18 protein-coding genes are annotated in these 16,869 nt (G+C 62.4%); 16 read left to right on the forward strand and 2 right to left on the reverse strand.

Translation table 11 applies throughout. The features are described from left to right. The 11 genes from EV663_RS02215 to EV663_RS02265 all read left to right on the forward strand — a co-directional run bounded on the left by EV663_RS02215 (position 1) and on the right by EV663_RS02265 (position 10,030). On the forward strand, positions 1–738 hold the full coding sequence (locus EV663_RS02215) for a cytochrome c biogenesis CcdA family protein (protein WP_132950117.1): 738 nt from the start codon (positions 1–3) through the stop codon (positions 736–738). Between the two features lie 20 nt (positions 739–758). Next, entirely contained in the window at positions 759–1,316 is a 558-nt protein-coding gene (locus EV663_RS02220) for a SoxW family protein (RefSeq protein WP_132950118.1), read from the forward strand. A 151-nt stretch (positions 1,317–1,467) separates the two neighbouring features. Beyond that, the gene (soxX, locus tag EV663_RS02225; protein WP_132950119.1) at positions 1,468–1,947 is read left to right on the forward strand and encodes a sulfur oxidation c-type cytochrome SoxX; all 480 of its coding nucleotides are present in this window, start codon (positions 1,468–1,470) and stop codon (positions 1,945–1,947) included. A gap of 38 nt (positions 1,948–1,985) precedes the next feature. Further along, the gene (gene soxY / locus EV663_RS02230) at positions 1,986–2,405 is read left to right on the forward strand and encodes a thiosulfate oxidation carrier protein SoxY (protein ID WP_132950120.1); all 420 of its coding nucleotides are present in this window, start codon (positions 1,986–1,988) and stop codon (positions 2,403–2,405) included. Between the two features lie 20 nt (positions 2,406–2,425). Beyond that, a complete protein-coding gene (soxZ, locus tag EV663_RS02235) occupies positions 2,426–2,755 on the forward strand; it encodes a thiosulfate oxidation carrier complex protein SoxZ (protein ID WP_132950121.1) in 330 nt (109 codons plus the stop codon). A 32-nt stretch (positions 2,756–2,787) separates the two neighbouring features. Further along, positions 2,788–3,648 (forward strand): sulfur oxidation c-type cytochrome SoxA, encoded by an 861-nt coding sequence (soxA, locus tag EV663_RS02240; protein WP_132950122.1) that lies wholly within the window; start codon positions 2,788–2,790, stop codon positions 3,646–3,648. Positions 3,649–3,754: 106 nt separating this feature from the next. Next, positions 3,755–5,446: a thiosulfohydrolase SoxB gene (gene soxB / locus EV663_RS02245; RefSeq protein ID WP_132950123.1), complete on the forward strand. Its 1,692-nt coding sequence runs from the start codon at positions 3,755–3,757 to the stop codon at positions 5,444–5,446. Positions 5,447–5,515: 69 nt separating this feature from the next. Further along, positions 5,516–6,787 carry a sulfite dehydrogenase gene (soxC, locus tag EV663_RS02250; RefSeq protein ID WP_132950124.1) on the forward strand — a complete coding sequence of 424 codons (1,272 nt, stop codon included), beginning with the start codon at positions 5,516–5,518 and terminating at the stop codon, positions 6,785–6,787. Next, positions 6,771–7,805, forward strand: coding sequence for a c-type cytochrome (locus EV663_RS02255; RefSeq protein ID WP_132950125.1), 1,035 nt, complete (start codon positions 6,771–6,773; stop codon positions 7,803–7,805). Before soxC ends, EV663_RS02255 begins: the two co-directional genes overlap by 17 nt. Positions 7,806–7,988: 183 nt before the next feature. After that, entirely contained in the window at positions 7,989–8,705 is a 717-nt protein-coding gene (locus EV663_RS02260) for a c-type cytochrome (RefSeq protein ID WP_132950126.1), read from the forward strand. Between the two features lie 59 nt (positions 8,706–8,764). Then, positions 8,765–10,030, forward strand: coding sequence for an NAD(P)/FAD-dependent oxidoreductase (locus tag EV663_RS02265; RefSeq protein ID WP_132950127.1), 1,266 nt, complete (start codon positions 8,765–8,767; stop codon positions 10,028–10,030). Between the two features lie 39 nt (positions 10,031–10,069). Here EV663_RS02265 and EV663_RS02270 read toward each other — a convergent pair whose 3' ends face one another. Beyond that, positions 10,070–10,585 (reverse strand): flavin reductase family protein, encoded by a 516-nt coding sequence (locus tag EV663_RS02270; protein ID WP_132950128.1) that lies wholly within the window; start codon positions 10,583–10,585, stop codon positions 10,070–10,072. A gap of 173 nt (positions 10,586–10,758) precedes the next feature. Here EV663_RS02270 and phnC point away from each other — a divergent pair, with 173 nt between their 5' ends. The 5 genes from phnC to EV663_RS02295 all read left to right on the forward strand — a co-directional run bounded on the left by phnC (position 10,759) and on the right by EV663_RS02295 (position 15,498). Next, positions 10,759–11,583, forward strand: coding sequence for a phosphonate ABC transporter ATP-binding protein (gene phnC / locus EV663_RS02275; RefSeq protein ID WP_132950129.1), 825 nt, complete (start codon positions 10,759–10,761; stop codon positions 11,581–11,583). 63 nt (positions 11,584–11,646) lie between these two features. After that, positions 11,647–12,549, forward strand: a complete 903-nt coding sequence (phnD, locus tag EV663_RS02280) for a phosphonate ABC transporter substrate-binding protein (protein ID WP_132950130.1) — start codon at positions 11,647–11,649, stop codon at positions 12,547–12,549. Between the two features lie 71 nt (positions 12,550–12,620). Further along, a complete protein-coding gene (gene phnE / locus EV663_RS02285) occupies positions 12,621–13,496 on the forward strand; it encodes a phosphonate ABC transporter, permease protein PhnE (RefSeq protein WP_132950131.1) in 876 nt (291 codons plus the stop codon). 53 nt (positions 13,497–13,549) lie between these two features. Next, positions 13,550–14,806 carry a phosphonate ABC transporter, permease protein PhnE gene (phnE, locus tag EV663_RS02290; protein ID WP_132950413.1) on the forward strand — a complete coding sequence of 419 codons (1,257 nt, stop codon included), beginning with the start codon at positions 13,550–13,552 and terminating at the stop codon, positions 14,804–14,806. Positions 14,807–14,880: 74 nt separating this feature from the next. Then, a complete protein-coding gene (locus tag EV663_RS02295) occupies positions 14,881–15,498 on the forward strand; it encodes an LbetaH domain-containing protein (RefSeq protein ID WP_132950132.1) in 618 nt (205 codons plus the stop codon). A gap of 131 nt (positions 15,499–15,629) precedes the next feature. Here the strand turns inward: EV663_RS02295 and EV663_RS02300 are convergent, their stop codons facing one another. Beyond that, positions 15,630–16,811 carry an alpha-D-ribose 1-methylphosphonate 5-triphosphate diphosphatase gene (locus EV663_RS02300; RefSeq protein WP_132950133.1) on the reverse strand — a complete coding sequence of 394 codons (1,182 nt, stop codon included), beginning with the start codon at positions 16,809–16,811 and terminating at the stop codon, positions 15,630–15,632. Positions 16,812–16,869 lie beyond the last annotated feature (58 nt).

Genomic DNA, 16,869 nt, shown 5'->3' on the forward strand with positions numbered 1-16,869 from the left:
ATGCTTGAAATTTCATATGGCGGTGCAGCCATCGCGGGCATTTTGTCATTCCTGTCACCCTGCATCCTGCCCATCGTTCCGTTCTACCTGTGTTACATGGCCGGCATCTCGATGAACGAGCTGCGAGGCGAGGATGATATTGCGCCGGGCGCGGTGCGCAGGCTTGTGATTTCGGCCATTTTCTTTGCCCTTGGCGTGACGTCGATCTTCGTGCTGCTGGGCATGGGGGCGACGGCGCTGGGGCAGGGTTTCCGTGAATGGAAGGACGAGCTGTCCTATATTGCCGCGGCGCTGCTGTTCGTGTTCGGCCTGCACTTCCTTGGCGTGTTGCGAATCCCGTTTCTTTATCGCGAGGCGCGAATCGAATCCAAGGCGGAACCCACCACTGTCCTGGGCGCGTACATGATGGGTCTTGCCTTCGGTTTTGGCTGGACGCCCTGCGTTGGCCCGGCACTGGCGGCGATCCTGATGGTGGCCAGCGGCATGGGTGACATCATGCGTGGTGCAGCGCTGTTGTTGGTTTACGGCCTGGCGATGACGCTGCCTTTCGTGATCGCGGCGGCCTTTGCCAAGCCATTCCTGCGCTGGATGCAGCGCAACCGGAAATACCTCGGCCATGTGGAAAAGGCGATGGGCGTGATGCTGATCCTGTTCGCCGTACTGATCGCGACGAACTCGGTCGCCTACATCGCACAGTTCATGATCGAGAACGTGCCTTGGTTCTCGAAAATCGGATGATATCGACAAGGGAGGAAAACATGAAACTGACTTCGCTTTTGGCTGCCGGTCTCATGGCGCTTGCCGTTCCGGCCATGGGCGCCGAACTGGGCGATGACGGTCTGCACAAGGCCGACTGGATGCGAAACACCTTCAAGGACATGGCCGAGGATCTTGCCGAGGCCAATGCCGAGGGCAAGCGCATGATGATCATCTGGGAACAGCGCGGCTGTATCTATTGCAGCAAGATGCACGCCGAGGTCTTTCCCGACCCGCGCATCGATGCACTTTTGAAAGACCAGTACTTCGTTGTGCAGATGAACCTTTTCGGTGATGTCGAGGTTACCGACTTCGACGGCACCACCCTGTCGGAAAAGGCCATGGCACAGCGCTGGGGCGTGTTCTTTACCCCAACGATGATGTTCATGCCCGAAGAGGTGCCCGAGGGCAAAACCGCAGCACAGGCGGCGGTGGCAACCATGCCCGGCGCGTTCGGCAAGGGAACGACGCGCTCGCTGCTGCAATGGGTGCTGGAAAAGGGCTACGAGGGCGACGAGCATTTCCAGAAATATGTCGCCCGAACCTTGGCCGAAGACTGAAACCAATATCCACAAGTCACCTTTGAAATTGGCAACTGTCTGAAAAGGAGGCGATATTTTGTATGCAGGAAATTATATTTGTTGTTGCATACCGCGGTGCACCTCCGCTAGCTTTTGTCGCAGGGACAAGACACTGGGAGGAGTCTTCGAAATGAAAAAAGGTGCACTTGGCGCCCTGTGCCTGTTGGTCGCCGCGGGAACGGCCTCGGCCGGGACCGTCGCGCCCGGCGATGTGAAGATGGACGAGTATGGCTTCGTTCCGGTCCCGTTGACCGATCAGCCGGGCGATCCGGTCAACGGGCGCAAGATCGCCGGGACCAAGAGCCTGGGCAACTGCGTCTCTTGCCACGTGATAGGTGAAATGGCGTCGGATGTACCTTTCCACGGCGAGGTCGGCCCCGAGCTTGACGGGCTGCCGGGCCGTTATCCCGAGGCTATGGTGCGCGGTATCCTCGTCAATTCGAAGAACATCTTCGAAGGCACTGTGATGCCCGCCTATTACAAGGTGGACGGGTTCAATCGTATCGCCGACGGTTTCACCACTAAGCCGCTCGAAGGCGAGATCGAGCCGCTCTTGTCGGCTCAGCAGATCGAGGATGTCGTCGCCTACCTGATGACGCTCAAGGATTGACGATCCCGGCGGGATCGGTTCCGGAAAAGGAGAGAGAGATGGATTTCACCAGACGAGGGGTTCTTGCGGTCGGCGCCGGTGTTGCCGCGACTCTTATGTTGCCGGTGCGCGGTGCAATGGCTGCGACCGAGGACAAGATCGCCGCGTTTACCGGTGGTGCGGCCACGGGCACGGGCGGGATCACCCTGACTTCGCCCGAGATTGCCGAGAACGGCAATACCGTGCCGATCGAGGTCGACGCGCCCGGCGCCGTATCGATCCTGGTGCTGGCCGCCGGCAACCCGACGCCGGATGTGTGCACCTTCGGCTTTGGCCCTCTGTCCGGTGCCCAGCGCGCCTCTACCCGCATCCGCCTTGCCGGTACGCAGGACGTGATCGCGGTGGCCAAGATGGCCGATGGTTCCTTTGTGAGGGCCCAGAATACCGTGAAAGTTACCATCGGCGGCTGCGGCGGCTGAGCGAACAGGAGGAAAGACAAATGGCAGAAGGCGTCAAAGCCCGCGTGAAAGCCCCCAAATCGGCGGCAGCAGGCGAGTCTGTGGTCATCAAGACCCTGATCAGCCACCCGATGGAGTCGGGCCAGCGCAAGGATGGTAACGGCAACGTCATTCCGCGTTCGATCATCAACCGTTTCACCTGCGAATTCAACGGACAGAGCGTGATCGACGTGGACATCGCCCCGGCGGTATCGACCAACCCCTATTTCGAGTTCGAGGCGGTCATCCCCGAAGCCGGTGACATGAAGTTCACCTGGTATGACGATGACGGCTCGGTCTACGAGGACGTCAAGTCCATCGCGATCGGCTAGGCCGCTGCTGACGTTTCAAGGGAGGGAAACGCATGAACAAGGCATCGATCAGGACAATGACGGCAATGGCTGCGGCGTTGGGGATCGCCGCAGGTGCCGCCATCGCGGGGCCGGATGACGAATTGGTCATCAACGGCGAAATCCGCATCGTCACCCGCACCGAGGCGCCCGCCCACCTGGAGGGGGTTCTCGACGAGATCCGCTCGGGCTGGACGTTCCGCACCGAGGAGACCCAGGCACTTGAAATGGATGATTTCGAGAACCCCGGCATGGTGTTCGTCGAAGAGGCCATGAGTGTCTGGGACACCGCGGAAGGAACGGCCGGAAAGGCCTGTGCAGATTGTCACGGCACCGCCGAGGAAAGTATGCTGGGCGTCAAGGCCGTCTATCCGAAATGGAACGAGACCGCGGGAGAGGTCCGGACCATCGAACAGATGATCAACGAATGCCGAACCGACCGGATGGGCGCGCAAGAATGGAAATACCATGGCCTCGACATGACCCAGATGGTTGCGTTGATCGCCTCGGTATCGCGAGGCATGCCTGTCAACGTGGCCATCGATGGCCCGGCCGCCGAGACATGGGAAAAGGGCAAGGAAATCTACTATACCCGCTTCGGCCAGCTCGACCTGTCTTGTGCGAATTGTCATGAGGAAAACTACGACAATTACATCCGGGCCGATCACCTGAGCCAGGGGCAGGTCAACGGGTTCCCCACATACCGGCTGAAGAATGCCAAGTTGAACGCGCTGCATGACCGCTTCAAGGGGTGCATCCGCGATACGCGCGGCGTTCCCTTTGGTATCGGATCTCCCGAATTCGTGGCGCTTGAGCTTTACGTCGCCTCGCGCGGTAACGGCCTGTCGGTCGAAGGCCCCTCTGTCCGCAACTGATCCGAAGACCCCGCGCCGGGCGGCTGGCGCGGGGTTTCTTCGCTGTAAAATATTCATTTTCGCGCATGTGAGAATGTAAGAATCGATAAAAAGGGACGCTGAGACAATGATTTCGCGTAGAGATTTCCTTCAGGCGGCGGTTGCAGCCTCGGCTGTCTACGGGGCCTCGGGGGTTGGCAACTGGGCCAGGCTTGCCGCGCAGCAGGCGCTGACCCAGGACCAGTTGCTGAACTTCGACACGTTTGGCAATGTCACGCTGATCCACGTCACGGACATTCATGGTCAGTTGAAGCCCTTGTGGTTCCGCGAACCTGAAATCAATCTTGGCGTGGGCGCCGTGAACGGCTTGCCGCCGCATGTCACGGGGCAGGATTTCCTGAAGATGTTCAACCTGGCGCCTGGCACGCCGCATGCCTACGCGCTCAGCCATGTCGATTTCGTTTCGCTGGCGCGCGCTTATGGCAAGATGGGCGGGCTTGACCGCGTGGCGAGCGTGGTCAACGCGATCCGTTCCGACCGCCCCGATGCCCTGCTGCTGGATGGCGGCGACACCTGGCACGGGTCTTACACCTGCCTCAAGACGCAAGCGCAAGACATGGTCAACGTGATGAACGCGCTGAAACCGGATGCGATGACCAGTCACTGGGAATTCACCCTTGGCATCGACCGGGTGACCGAGATCGTCGAGGGGCTGGATTTCCCATTTCTTGGCGCGAACGTCTTCGACGCCGAATGGGACGAACCCGCTTACGAGCCTTACAAGATGTTCGATCGCGGCGGTGCCAAGATCGCGGTGATCGGTCAGGCCTTCCCTTACATGCCGATTGCCAACCCGGGCTGGATGTTCCCCGGCCTCAGCTTTGGCGTGCGCGAGGAACGGATGGCCGAGGTCGTGGCCGAGGTGCGCGACGCGGGCGCCGACCTGGTGGTGGTGCTGTCGCATAACGGCTTTGATACCGACCGCAAGATGGCCGCCCAGGTGCCCGGCATCGACGTGATCCTGACCGGGCACACCCATGACGCGCTGCCCGAGCCGGTGCTGGTGGGCAAGACGATGTTGATCGCCTCTGGTTCCAACGGCAAGTTCGTCACCCGGCTGGACCTTGACGTGCAGAACGGCCAGCTTCTGGGCTTCCGCCACAAGCTGATCCCGGTCTTCTCGGACGTGATCGAACCCGATGCCGAGATGGCCAGCCTCATCGATGAACAGCGCGCCCCCTACAAGGCCGAGCTGGACGAGGTGTTGGGCACCACCGACAGCCTGCTTTACCGCCGGGGCAATTTCAACGGCACCTGGGACGACCTGATCTGCAACGCGCTGATCGACGAACGCGAGGCCGATATCGCGCTGAGCCCCGGTTTTCGTTGGGGGCCGAGCCTGTTGCCCGGCGACCCGATCACGCGCGAGGACGTGTTCAACGCCACCTCCATGAGCTATCCGAACGCCTACCGCTCGGAAATGACCGGCGAGATGCTCCACGTCATTCTTGAGGACGTGGCCGACAACCTGTTCAACCCGGACCCCTATTACCAGCAGGGTGGCGACATGGTTCGTGTCGGTGGCATGGGTTACCAGATCGATGTGTCGAAACCGCAGGGCAGTCGGATCACCAACATGACCCTGCTGAAGACCGGCGAGGTGATAGATCCGTCGAAAACCTATGTCGTGTCCGGCTGGGCCAGTGTCAACGAGGGCACCGAGGGCCCGCCGATCTGGGACGTGGTCGAGACTTATGTCAAGCGCATGGGTACCGTGCATGTCGATCCCAACAAGTCGGTCAAGGTGGTCGGGGCGTAACCCCCGTCCGCGCGGTCCGAATAACGTATCTGAGACGAAAAACCCCGATCTGAGGAGGAGGTTGCAGACATGACCGACCAGTCACAACCCTCGACCACGCGGCGCGGCTTTCTCAAGGCCGGGCTTGCCACCGGCGGCGCGATTGCGGCCGGTGGCGCGGCCCAGGCCGCGCAAGAGCCCGACCCGCTGATCACCGAGATCCAGCCTTGGGCCCAAGGCCTTGGCGACGGCGTGGATGCCACGCCTTACGGTCTGCCGATCGAGTATGAATCCGATGTGATCCGCCGCAACGTGGAATGGCTGACCGCCGATACGATCAGCTCGATCAACTTCACGCCGATCCACGCGCTGGATGGCACGATCACGCCGCAGGGCTGCGCGTTCGAACGGCATCATTCCGGCGCGATCGAGCTGCGCAAGGAAGATTACCGGCTGATGATCAACGGCCTTGTCGATCGTCCACTGATTTTTACCTATGCCGATCTCGAACGCTTCCCGCGTGAAAACCGCGTCTATTTCTGCGAATGCGCGGCGAACTCGGGCATGGAATGGGCCGGCGCGCAGCTGAACGGCGCGCAGTTCACCCATGGCATGATCCACAACATGGAATATTCCGGCGTGCCGCTGCGCACCCTGCTGGAAGAGGCCGGCGTCAAGCCCGAGGGCAAGTGGGTCTATGTCGAGGGCGCGGATGCCTCCTCGAACGGCCGCTCGATCCCGCTGGAAAAGGCGATGGACGACGTGCTGGTCGCCTTCAAGGCCAATGGCGAAGCCCTGCGCAAGGAGCATGGCTACCCGGTGCGCCTGGTCGTCCCCGGCTGGGAAGGCAACATGTGGGTGAAATGGCTGCGCCGGGTCGAGGTGACGACCCAGGCGATCGAAAGCCGCGAGGAAACGTCGAAATACACCGATACGCTGGCTGACGGCACCTCGCGCAAGTGGACCTGGGTGATGGATGCGAAATCCGTCATCACCAGCCCCAGCCCGCAATCGCCGGTCACGCATGGTCCCGGTCCGCTGGTCATCACCGGGCTGGCCTGGTCGGGCCGCGGCGCGATCACGCGGGTCGACGTGTCCATCGACGGTGGCAAGACCTGGCAGATCGCGCGCCTCGCGCAGGAAGGGCAGGACAAGGCGCTCAGCCGGTTCTACCTCGATATCAACTGGGACGGGTCCGAGATGTTCCTGCAATCGCGGGCCATTGACAGTACCGGCTATGTGCAGCCGACCAAGACCCAACTGCGCGAGGTGCGTGGACTGAATTCCATTTACCACAATAACGGCATCCAGACCTGGTGGGTCAACGCGAACGGGGAGGCGGAGAATGTCGAAATTTCGTGATCTGGTGATTGGAACCGCGCTTGTATCCACCCTTGCAGCCGCCCCCGCCCTGGCCCAGCAATTCGGCCTCGGCCGGGCCGCGCTGCCCGAGGAAATCGCCGCTTGGGACATGGACGTTGCGCCTGACGGTACCGGCCTGCCCGCAGGATCTGGCTCGGTCGAGGATGGTGAGATGCTGTTTTCGGAAAACTGCGCCGTCTGCCATGGCGAATTCGCCGAGGGTGTCGATAACTGGCCGAAACTGGCCGGCGGGGACGGCACGCTTGACCATGACGATCCGCTAAAGACCGTTGGCTCTTACTGGCCCTACCTTTCGACGGTTTGGGATTACGTCCATCGCTCGATGCCGTTCGGGGGGGCGCAATCTCTTTCGACCGACGAGGTCTATGCGATCACGGCCTATATTCTTTATTCCAACTATCTCGTCGATGATGATTTCGTCCTGTCCAACGAGAATTTCCTCGACGTCGAGATGCCCAATGCGGGGGGGTTCATCGTGGATGACCGCGACCAGTCCGAGGCGCATTTCTGGACCGCCGAACCGTGCATGGAAAACTGCAAGGACACGGTCGAGATCACGATGCGCGCCGCGGTGCTGGACGTGACGCCCGAGGAAGTATCCGAGGCAGAGGCCACCGCCAAGGCCGAACTGAAGGCCGCGGCCGAGAAACAGCAGACCGCCCCGATCGCGATGCCCGACCCCGCCCTGGTCGCGGCAGGCGAGCGGGTATTTCGTCAGTGTTCGTCGTGCCACCAGATCGGCGAGGGTGCCGTGCATCGCGTCGGCCCGCAACTCAACGGCGTGGTGGGGCGACAGGTCGGCCAGGCCGAGGGCTTCAATTACTCGCCCGGTGTGAAAAAGGCCGCAGAGGAGGGCATGATCTGGGATCACGCCACGCTGGATGCCTATCTTGAAAGTCCGCGCGCGGTGATCCCCAAGGGTCGGATGTCGTTCCAGGGCTTGCGCTCGGAAGAGGATCGCGAGGCGGTAATCGCTTATTTGCGCAATTATAACTGACGCTGGCCATCCTCCCGGACCGGCGCGCGGCTTCCCCTGTGGGAAGCCGCTTTTTCGTTGCTGAAGAGCCGATTGCGAGGGCATATCAGATGGGTTTCCCGTCCCCGGGGCGATAGGGGAATTCTTTGTCCGGGTGCGGGGAAGGTCTTGATCGGCTTGGTATTCCATTGCATGCTTTCCCGTATGAGGGAGGCAATCGCATTCGTGCTCGCCCTCGCCTTGGGAGGGGCGGGGCAGGGGCTGGCCGGTGAAACAGCCAAGGCTATCGGCGATCCCGAGGCGGGGGCCGAGGTATGGATCTTTTGCAGCGGCTGCCATCAGATCGGACCCGATGCCGAGGCTGGGATCGGCCCGCCCCTGACAGGCATTTTCGGCCGGCGCATGGGCTCGATAGAGGGCTTTCCCTATTCCCGTTCGATGACCCGGATGGGGCGTGACGGGCTGGTCTGGTCGTTGGAAACGCTCGACGCCTATATCGAGAATCCCAGGGTTCTGGTCTCTGGAACGCGTATGAGTTTCGACGGACTGGAAAACCCTACTGAACGCGCCGATTTGCTGGCTTTTCTGCGTGAATTCTCGGATAAGCCGTCGAACATTCCCGAGGCCGCGCCCACCGCGCGGGCGGATCGTCCGGTTCTGTCAGAAGCGACTTTGGCCATCGTGGGCGATCCGGCCTATGGCGAGTATTTGTCGAGCGAATGCACGACCTGTCATCAGCGTGACGGATCGGACCGTGGCATCCCTTCGATCACGCTTTGGCCGGACGAGGATTTCGTTGTCGCCATGCATGCTTACAAGCAGAAATTGCGCCCGCATCCGGTCATGCAGATGATGGCCAGCCGCCTGTCGGACGAAGAGATCGCCGCGCTGGCCGCCTATTTCGGCAAGCTTGGTCTTTAGGCCATTCGGGCCACCGCGCTTTGGGAAACGCGCGTTTTCATGTCGAGGGAGGAAAAGACATGACACTCAACAGACGGAGTTTTCTGGGAACGGGCCTTGCGCTTGGCGCGGCGTTGTCCGCGCCCCGCGCCATAGGGCAGGCCAGGCCGCGCGTGGTGATCGTCGGCGGCGGCGCGGGCGGGGCGACCGCCGCGCGTTATATCGCCAAGGATAGCGGTGGCATGATCGATGTCACCTTGATCGAACCATCGCGCAGCTACTTTACCTGTTTCTTTTCGAACCTTTATATCGGCGGTTACCGTGATCTCGACTCGATCGCCCATACATACGGCACGCTTGCCTCTGCGCACGGCGTGAATGTCGTGCATGACTGGGTGACGGGGGTTGATCGCGAGGCCCGGACCGTCAGCACCGCCGCAGGCCATGGTTTTGCATATGACAGGCTGATCGTTGCGCCGGGGATCGATTTCGTCGATGAGTCGGTTCCGGGCTGGAGCACCGCCGCCCAGAACAGGATGCCCCATTCCTGGAAGGCCGGCAGCCAGACCCAGCTTTTGAAAGCCCAGATCGAGGCGATGCCCGAGGGCGGTCTTTTTGCCATGGTGGCACCGCCCAACCCGTTCCGTTGCCCACCCGGACCATACGAGCGTATCTCGATGGTCGCCCATGTCCTGCGCGACAGGAACCCGACCGCCAAGATCCTGGTGCTGGACCCAAAGAGCAGTTTCTCGAAACAGGCCCTGTTCGAGGAAGGCTGGGAAAAACACTATCCCGGCATGATCGAACGCATCGGCCCGGATTTCGGCGGCGCGAATGTGTCGGTCGATCCTGACGCGATGACCGTCACCGTGGATGGCAGCGTCGAAAAAGTCGATGTCTGCAATGTGATCCCCGCGCAAAAGGCCGGCCATATCGCACAGGTGGCGGGGCTGACCGACGGGTCGGGCTTTTGCCCCATCGTTCCGGCCACGATGCAAAGCCGCATCGACGAGACCGTTCATATCCTGGGCGATGCGACCATTGCCGGCGACATGCCCAAGTCGGCATTCTCGGCCAATAGTCAGGCCAAGGTGGCGGCCATGGCGGTGCGTGCCGCGCTGACCGGTAGCCGCGCGTTTCCGGCCAAGTTCTCGAATACCTGCTGGTCGTTGATCGATACAGATGACGGGGTCAAGGTCGGCGCCTCTTATCAGGCGACCGAGGAAAAGATCGCCAAGGTCGACGGCTTCGTTAGCCAGACCGGCGAGGATGCGGGCCTGCGCAAGGCGACCTACGAGGAATCGTTGGGCTGGTATGCGGGAATTACGGCCGATATCTTCGGCTGAGTTGGCGTATGTCAAACGACCCCGGCTGAAAGGCCGGGGTCAGATGTCCGCGCGGCGCTTTTGCTGAGGGGTGAATGCGCCATAGTTGCCGGATGCGAAAACCAGGGGCGGGCCTGAACGGCGGGCCGCCTCTTCGACCAGACCGACCACTATAGCGTGGTCGCCGCCGTCGTGGTGCGCGACCCTGCGGCAAAGAAAGCGCGCGATCCAGCCCTGCGCCAGCAGCGGCGGCGCGCCCTCTGTCGTCTCGGTTTCCAACCCCGTGAAATCCAGCCCCGAACAGGCAAATCGCGTCGCCAGTTCCTGGTCCTGCGCACCCAGAACATGGATTGCGAACCGGTCCGCGCCGGTCATCGCTTCAAAACGTCCAGAGGCGCGGGCGGGTGACCATAACACCAGTGGCGGGTTCAGCGAAACCGAGGCAAAGCTGTTCGCGGTCATGCCGACGGGGCCGTCTGGGCCGGTGACCGTCACGACCGTGATACCCGTGGCAAAGGCTCCCAGCGTATCACGGTATTGTCGTTCGGTGTCCGGGCCCGGGATGAAACGCTCCATCTCTCGATCTCCTGCATTTGCGTCGGGCGGGCACAACCGCCTCGCCGGGGGGGCAAGATGGGCCAGAACTGCCCCATCGGCAACCATTCCCCGCGTCATAAAAGGTTCAAGCAACCTTAACAAACCCGTCGCGGGGCACCGGTAGGCACCACCACGTCTGAAAAGGGGGTGGCATGCTTCTGAGCGTTGAAAACGTATCGAAGGTCTTTGGCGGGAACGTGGCCGTGGATTCGGTCAGTTTCAGTATCGAAAAGCCTGCCTTTGTCGGGATCATCGGCCGTTCTGGCGCGGGCAAGTCGACCTTGTTGCGCATGGTCAACCGTCTGACCGATGCCAGTTCGGGCGCGATCCGTTTCGAGGGGCGCGATGTGCTGTCGCTTGGCGGAAGTGCCAAGCGCGCTTGGCAATCGGATTGCGCAATGATCTTTCAGCAGTTCAACCTCGTGCCGCGGATGGACGTGGTGTCGAACGTGTTGCACGGCACGCTCAACCGGCATTCGGCTTTCGCGACCTTCTTCAACCTCTATCCGACCGCCGACATTCACCGCGCCATCGATATCCTTGACCGGCTGGGCATTGCCGAACAGGCCGCGAAACGTGCCGAGGCCCTGTCTGGCGGCCAGCAACAGCGCGTCGCCATCGCCCGCGCGCTGATGCAGGATCCCAGGATCATCCTGGCCGACGAACCCATCGCCAGCCTCGACCCGATGAATGCGCAAGTGGTGATGGATGCACTGCGCCGTATCCACGAGGAAGACGGTCGTATGGTCGTTGCCAACCTGCACACGCTGGACACCGCGCGACGCTATTGCGACCGGGTAATCGGGATGCGCGCGGGCCGGATCGTATTCGACGGCACGCCCGGACAACTGACCACCGGCGTGGCGCGTGACATCTACGGCGCCGACGCCTCGTTCAGCGAAAGCGCGACCTCTACCTCCATCGAGGCGCTGGATGCCAATGCCCGTGCAATGATGGAAGAGGCCGAGCTTCTCTGACCCGTCACGAGTTTTCCTGCCCTCGCGTCTGACCGGGGGCTCAATCCAACCGGAGAGTAGACGATGAAAACCCTGCTTGCGGCCCTCGTGGCCACCACCGCCCTTGCCGCCCCGGCACTTGCCCAGGATATCAAGGAATTCCGTATCGGCATCCTGGGCGGCGAGAATGCCCAGGACCGCCTGAACTCGAACGAGTGCCTGCGCCAAAAGACCGAAGACCTGCTGGGCGTCGAGACCAAGCTGTTCGCTCCGGCCGATTACAACGGCGTGATCCAGGGCCTGTTGGGCGGCACCATCGACATGGCCTGGCTGGGTGCGTCGGGCTATGCCAAGACCTATCTCGAAGATCCCGAGGCGGTCGAGCCGGTGCTGGTCAAGGTCAATGTCGACGGTGGCTACGGCTATCACTCGATCGGTTTTGCCCGCAAGGATAGCGGCATCACCTCGCTGGCCGACATGAAGGGCAAGAAATTCGGCTTCGGCGATCCGAACTCGACAAGTGGCTACCTGATCCCGTCGATCGAGATCCCGCAAGCCACCGGCGCAAGCATGGAGTCGGGTGATTATTTCGGCGAGGTGGTTTTCACCGGCGGTCACGAACAGACCATCGTCGCGGTCAATAACGGCGATGTGGATGCCGGCGTGACCTGGGCCGACGGTCTGGGCGCCTGGGAAGACGGTTATAATTCCGGCGCTTTGCGCAAGGCGGTTGATGCGGGTCTCGTCGACATGAACGACCTGGTCGAGATCTGGAAATCCAAGCCGATCCCCGAGGGCCCGATTGTGCTGCGCAAGGCGCTGCCCGAAGACGTGAAAGTAAAGATGACCGCGCTGATGGCCTCGATGCCGTCGATGGATTACGACTGCTATTACGCGGTCGCGGCCGGTGACTCCAAGGGCTTCATGCCGATCGGCCACGACGCCTATACCTCGATCGTCGAGGCCCGCAAGGCCAAGTCGAATTAAGGCGCCGATCTTTCGCACGGGCCCGGGGCGCTACCCCCGGGCCCGTCGCGCATATCCAGGGGATATCCCAGATGGCAGATACCGTGACCCAGGGTGCGCCCGGCGCCCTTGACATGCGTGAACACTACATGGCGCTGACGCGTCGCCGCCGCCTCTATTCCGGGGTGATGCTGATCGTGTTCGTGGCGTTGATGGCCTCGGGCTTCGTGGTAGCCAACGATCGCAATGCCGGCGGGTTCTGGGATGGCATCCACAATATTTTCGCCTTCCCTGCGATGGTGATCGCCGAGACGAGCGGGAAATTGATGCTCTTGCCTGCCCACCTGGCGCATTTCTTTCCCTCCCTGGTCGAGACGATCAACATCGCGGCCGTTTCCACGCTGGTGGGCGGGGGGCTTGGGATGATCCTGTCGCTTTTGTCGACGCGCGGCCTGGCCCGGTTCCCGCTCCTCATCCCGTTATTCCGCCGGATCATGGATATCATGCGCGCGGTGCCCGAGATCGTGATCGCGCTGGTCCTGATCTTTATCCTGGGCGGTGGCCCGGTGCCCGCGATGATCGCCATCGCGTTCCACACCGGCGGCGCTCTGGGCAAGCTGTTTTCCGAGGTCAACGAAAACGCGGACACGAAGCCGCTGGACGGGCTTGAATCGGTTGGCGCCACCTGGATGCAGAGGATGTATCTCGGCGTGATGCCGCAGGTCGCCCCCAATTACCTCAGCTACGCGCTCCTGCGCTTCGAGGTCAACATCCGCGCCTCGGCGATCCTGGGCTTTGTCGGCGCGGGCGGCATCGGCTACGAGTTGAAGAATGCCATGTCCTGGGGGCAGGGGAAATTCGACGAGGCTGCCGCAATTTTCTTGCTGCTCTTTGGCGCGATCGTCTTTTTCGACCAGGTATCCAGCCATTTCCGTAACCGCCTGACGCAGGGGAGGCCCGTGTCGTGACTCAAACCGCTGCCCTCAAGATACAGGCTGCGGGGCTGATCTCGCGCAAGCGCATGCTCGCCATTGCCCTGCCTGTCGCGATCCTTGCCTATCTCGCCTATATCGCGGTCGCCTTCGATGTCCCCGGTCTTGCCGAACGGGCCCGCCTCGACAATGCCCGCACCCTGGTCGCCGACAGCTACAGCTATAAGACCCATGTCAGCCGCGACAACCGCTCGGGCGAGGTCACCGTCGCCATCGAGGGCGAGCGCAAGGGGACCTACGCTCCCGATGCGCCGCCCGCCTGGGTATCGCGCGAGGGCGACATGACCGTTATCGACCTTGGCCACGGCCATGTCGTGACCTATACGCCCGACGGTCTGACCTATGCCGTGCCCGGATACGGGCTGATCGAGGCCACGATCAGCCGTGCGCGTGGCGTTCAGGCCAACCTGGGCGACGATCTGCCCGACTGGATCAGCCTGTCGAAAAACCGTTTGGCCATCACGACGGATGCCGGCCGCGTCAGCCTCACCCGGAACCGGACCGAGGTGTTCCGCTACTTCATGGGATGGGAACTTTTCTTTTTCACCCTCGACAGCCCTTACCACGGGCATTCCCTTGCCGAGATCGCCTTCGGCCAGCGCCTCGATCCCGACCGTGACAACCTCGTGGGCGCCTGGCAGGACTTCTGGGCCAACCCGATGTGGCGTCATGCCGAGGTCGCCTGGGCAATCTTCGAGACGATCCTGATGGCCTTCCTTGGCACGATGGGCGCGGCCCTTGTGGCCTTGCCGATGGCCTTCCTCGCGGCCCGGAACTTCACGCCGATCGGCACGCTGCGCTTTGGCATACGCCGGATTTTCGATTTCCTGCGCGGGGTGGACGGGCTGATCTGGACGATCGTGCTGTCGCGCGCTTTCGGCCCCGGCCCGATGACCGGCGCGCTGGCGATCCTGACCACCGATACCGGGAGCTTCGGCAAGATGTTTTCCGAGGCACTGGAAAACGTCGACGGCAAACAGATCGAGGGCGTGCAATCCACCGGCGCGCCGGTGCTCAGCCGGTACCGGTTCGGTGTGATCCCGCAGATCACGCCGGTGCTGTTGTCCCAGGTTCTTTATTACCTGGAATCGAACACACGCAGCGCCACGATCATCGGTGCGATCACCGGGGGCGGGATCGGCCTGCTTCTGACCCAGGCCATCATCACCCAGAAAGATTGGGAAGAAGTGACCTATTACGTCGTTCTGATCCTGCTGATGGTCATGCTGATGGACTGGCTTTCGGGCCTGTTGCGCCGCCAACTGATCCGCGGCGGCAGGAGCTGACGCCGTGCCCTTCTTCTTGGTGAAAATACCCCCGCCGGAGGCATGAAATCCTTGTCGCAACGAAAGCCGTCCCAATGCCCAGACTGAACGCCGACACCCCGGTTCTGCATCCCGACTGCACGGTCTCGAATTGCCGGTTCGGTCGCTATGTCGAGATCGGCCAGGGATCGCGCCTGCTCAATTCCGAGATCGGCGACTATTCCTATTGCGACCGCTATGCCGACATTGCCAATACCACGGTCGGCAAGTTCGCCAATATCGCCAGCTTTGCCCGGATCGGGCCCACCGATCACCCGATGCAGCGCGCCAGCCTGCACCACTTCCTGTATCGTTCGGCCGACTACTGGGATGATGCCGAGGACGATAGCGCCTTTTTCGCCCATCGCGCCGGCCGCCGCGCCCATATCGGGCATGACACATGGATCGGGCATGGCGCGGTGATCCGGCCCGAGGTGTGCGTGGGCGACGGGGCGGTCGTGGCCGCGGGCGCGGTGGTCACCCGCGACGTGCCGCCTTACATGATCGTGGCCGGTATGCCGGCCCGGCCCCTGCGAGAGCGCTTTCCCGCGCCGGTGGCAGAGCGTCTGATCACGCTGGCATGGTGGAACTGGGACCATGCCCGCCTGCGCGCCGCGCTTGCAGATTTCCGAAGCCTCGATATCGAGGCCTTTCTTGAAAAGCACGACGGTTGACGCAATAGGCGCGCCGCAGTCAAGCGATCCGCGGGATGATGAACAACGTCAAGTGCTCGCGGTGCCGGGTGTGCGGCATGTGGGGGCCGAACTACCCCTCGCGCAGGGTCACGGCGCCAGGTCGACCTGCATCATTCCGCGGCCATGTCCAGGCTGTGGATGCGATGGGCGAAACGATGCGCGGCCTCGCCGGCTAGATAGGTCAGCCGCCCGCCCGATATCGTCATCTCGACCGCACGGGTTTCGGCGTTGACCACGCAAAGATCGGCCCGGCGTCCGAGATCAAGCCGCCCCCTATCGGGCAGGCGCAGGATTTCCGCCGGTTTCTCGGAGATCATCGCCCAGGCCCGCGGCAGCGAGGCCAGCCCGAGATCAACAAGCGTCCAGGCGGCATGGGGCAGGGCGGGATAATAATAATCCGACACCAGCGCATCGCAAAGGCCCTGCGCGATCAGGTCCGCCGCGCAGGCATTGCCCGCTTGCGATCCGCCGCGCAACACGTTGGGCGCCCCCAGCAGCACGGGGTCGTTCATCGCCTTGGCCGCCGCCGCCGCCCGGCGTGTGGTCGGGAATTCCGCTATCCGCGCACCGATCATCGAGAACCGCTCGCGGGTCTCGCCATCGGGGTCGTCATGACTGCCATACAACACGCCCATTTCGTCGAACGCATCGGCGAGCCGGCACAGGTGGCGGGGGACTTCCGGGGCGCGGGCCTGCGCCTCGGCCACTTGCGCGAGGTAGTCTTCGGGGCTACGCCCGGCCTGCCGGGCCCAATGATGCAGCAGGTCGGGGCGGGTGCGGGCAAGTTCTGCAACCTCGTCGAGATGATTGTTGAACACGACATAGCCGATCGCGTGCCGGCGTACCGCGTCAAGCAGCCGGGCACCGGACTCGACCATGTGGGTTTCACAGCGGATTTGCAGGCGCAGGTCGGTTAGCATTCGGGGACGGTAATCGTCGAGTGCGGCCATGACCGCTTCGGCATGATCGGGGCCGCGATGTCCGCCCTCCCATGACCAACCTTGGGCCAGCCATGCGGTGGTCACGCCGTTGGCCGCGGCTTCGCGGTCGGTGGCGGCCAGGCCGACGGCCAGGTCGAAAAGGGCGCCCGGTCGCGGCGAGACGTGCCGTTCGAACGCATCGCCATGCAGGTCGACGATACCAGGCAATATCAGATAGCCCGACAGGTCCACCTCGGGCAATGGGCCCTTGGTGATGCGTCCCTCGGCAACGGAAAGCGAGCGGCGCTGCATCTCGCCGTCACGAAGGATTTGTGCGCCCGTAAAGCGCAGGGGCTGCAAGAGCTGGGGCATTCACGCTGCTCGGAAGTTGATTTTCATTGTGGATAACGCGACTCTGTATCGCCGATGT

The organism is Rhodovulum bhavnagarense (genome assembly GCF_004343505.1).
In the GTDB taxonomy this organism is placed as follows: Bacteria; Pseudomonadota; Alphaproteobacteria; order Rhodobacterales; family Rhodobacteraceae; genus Rhodovulum; species Rhodovulum bhavnagarense.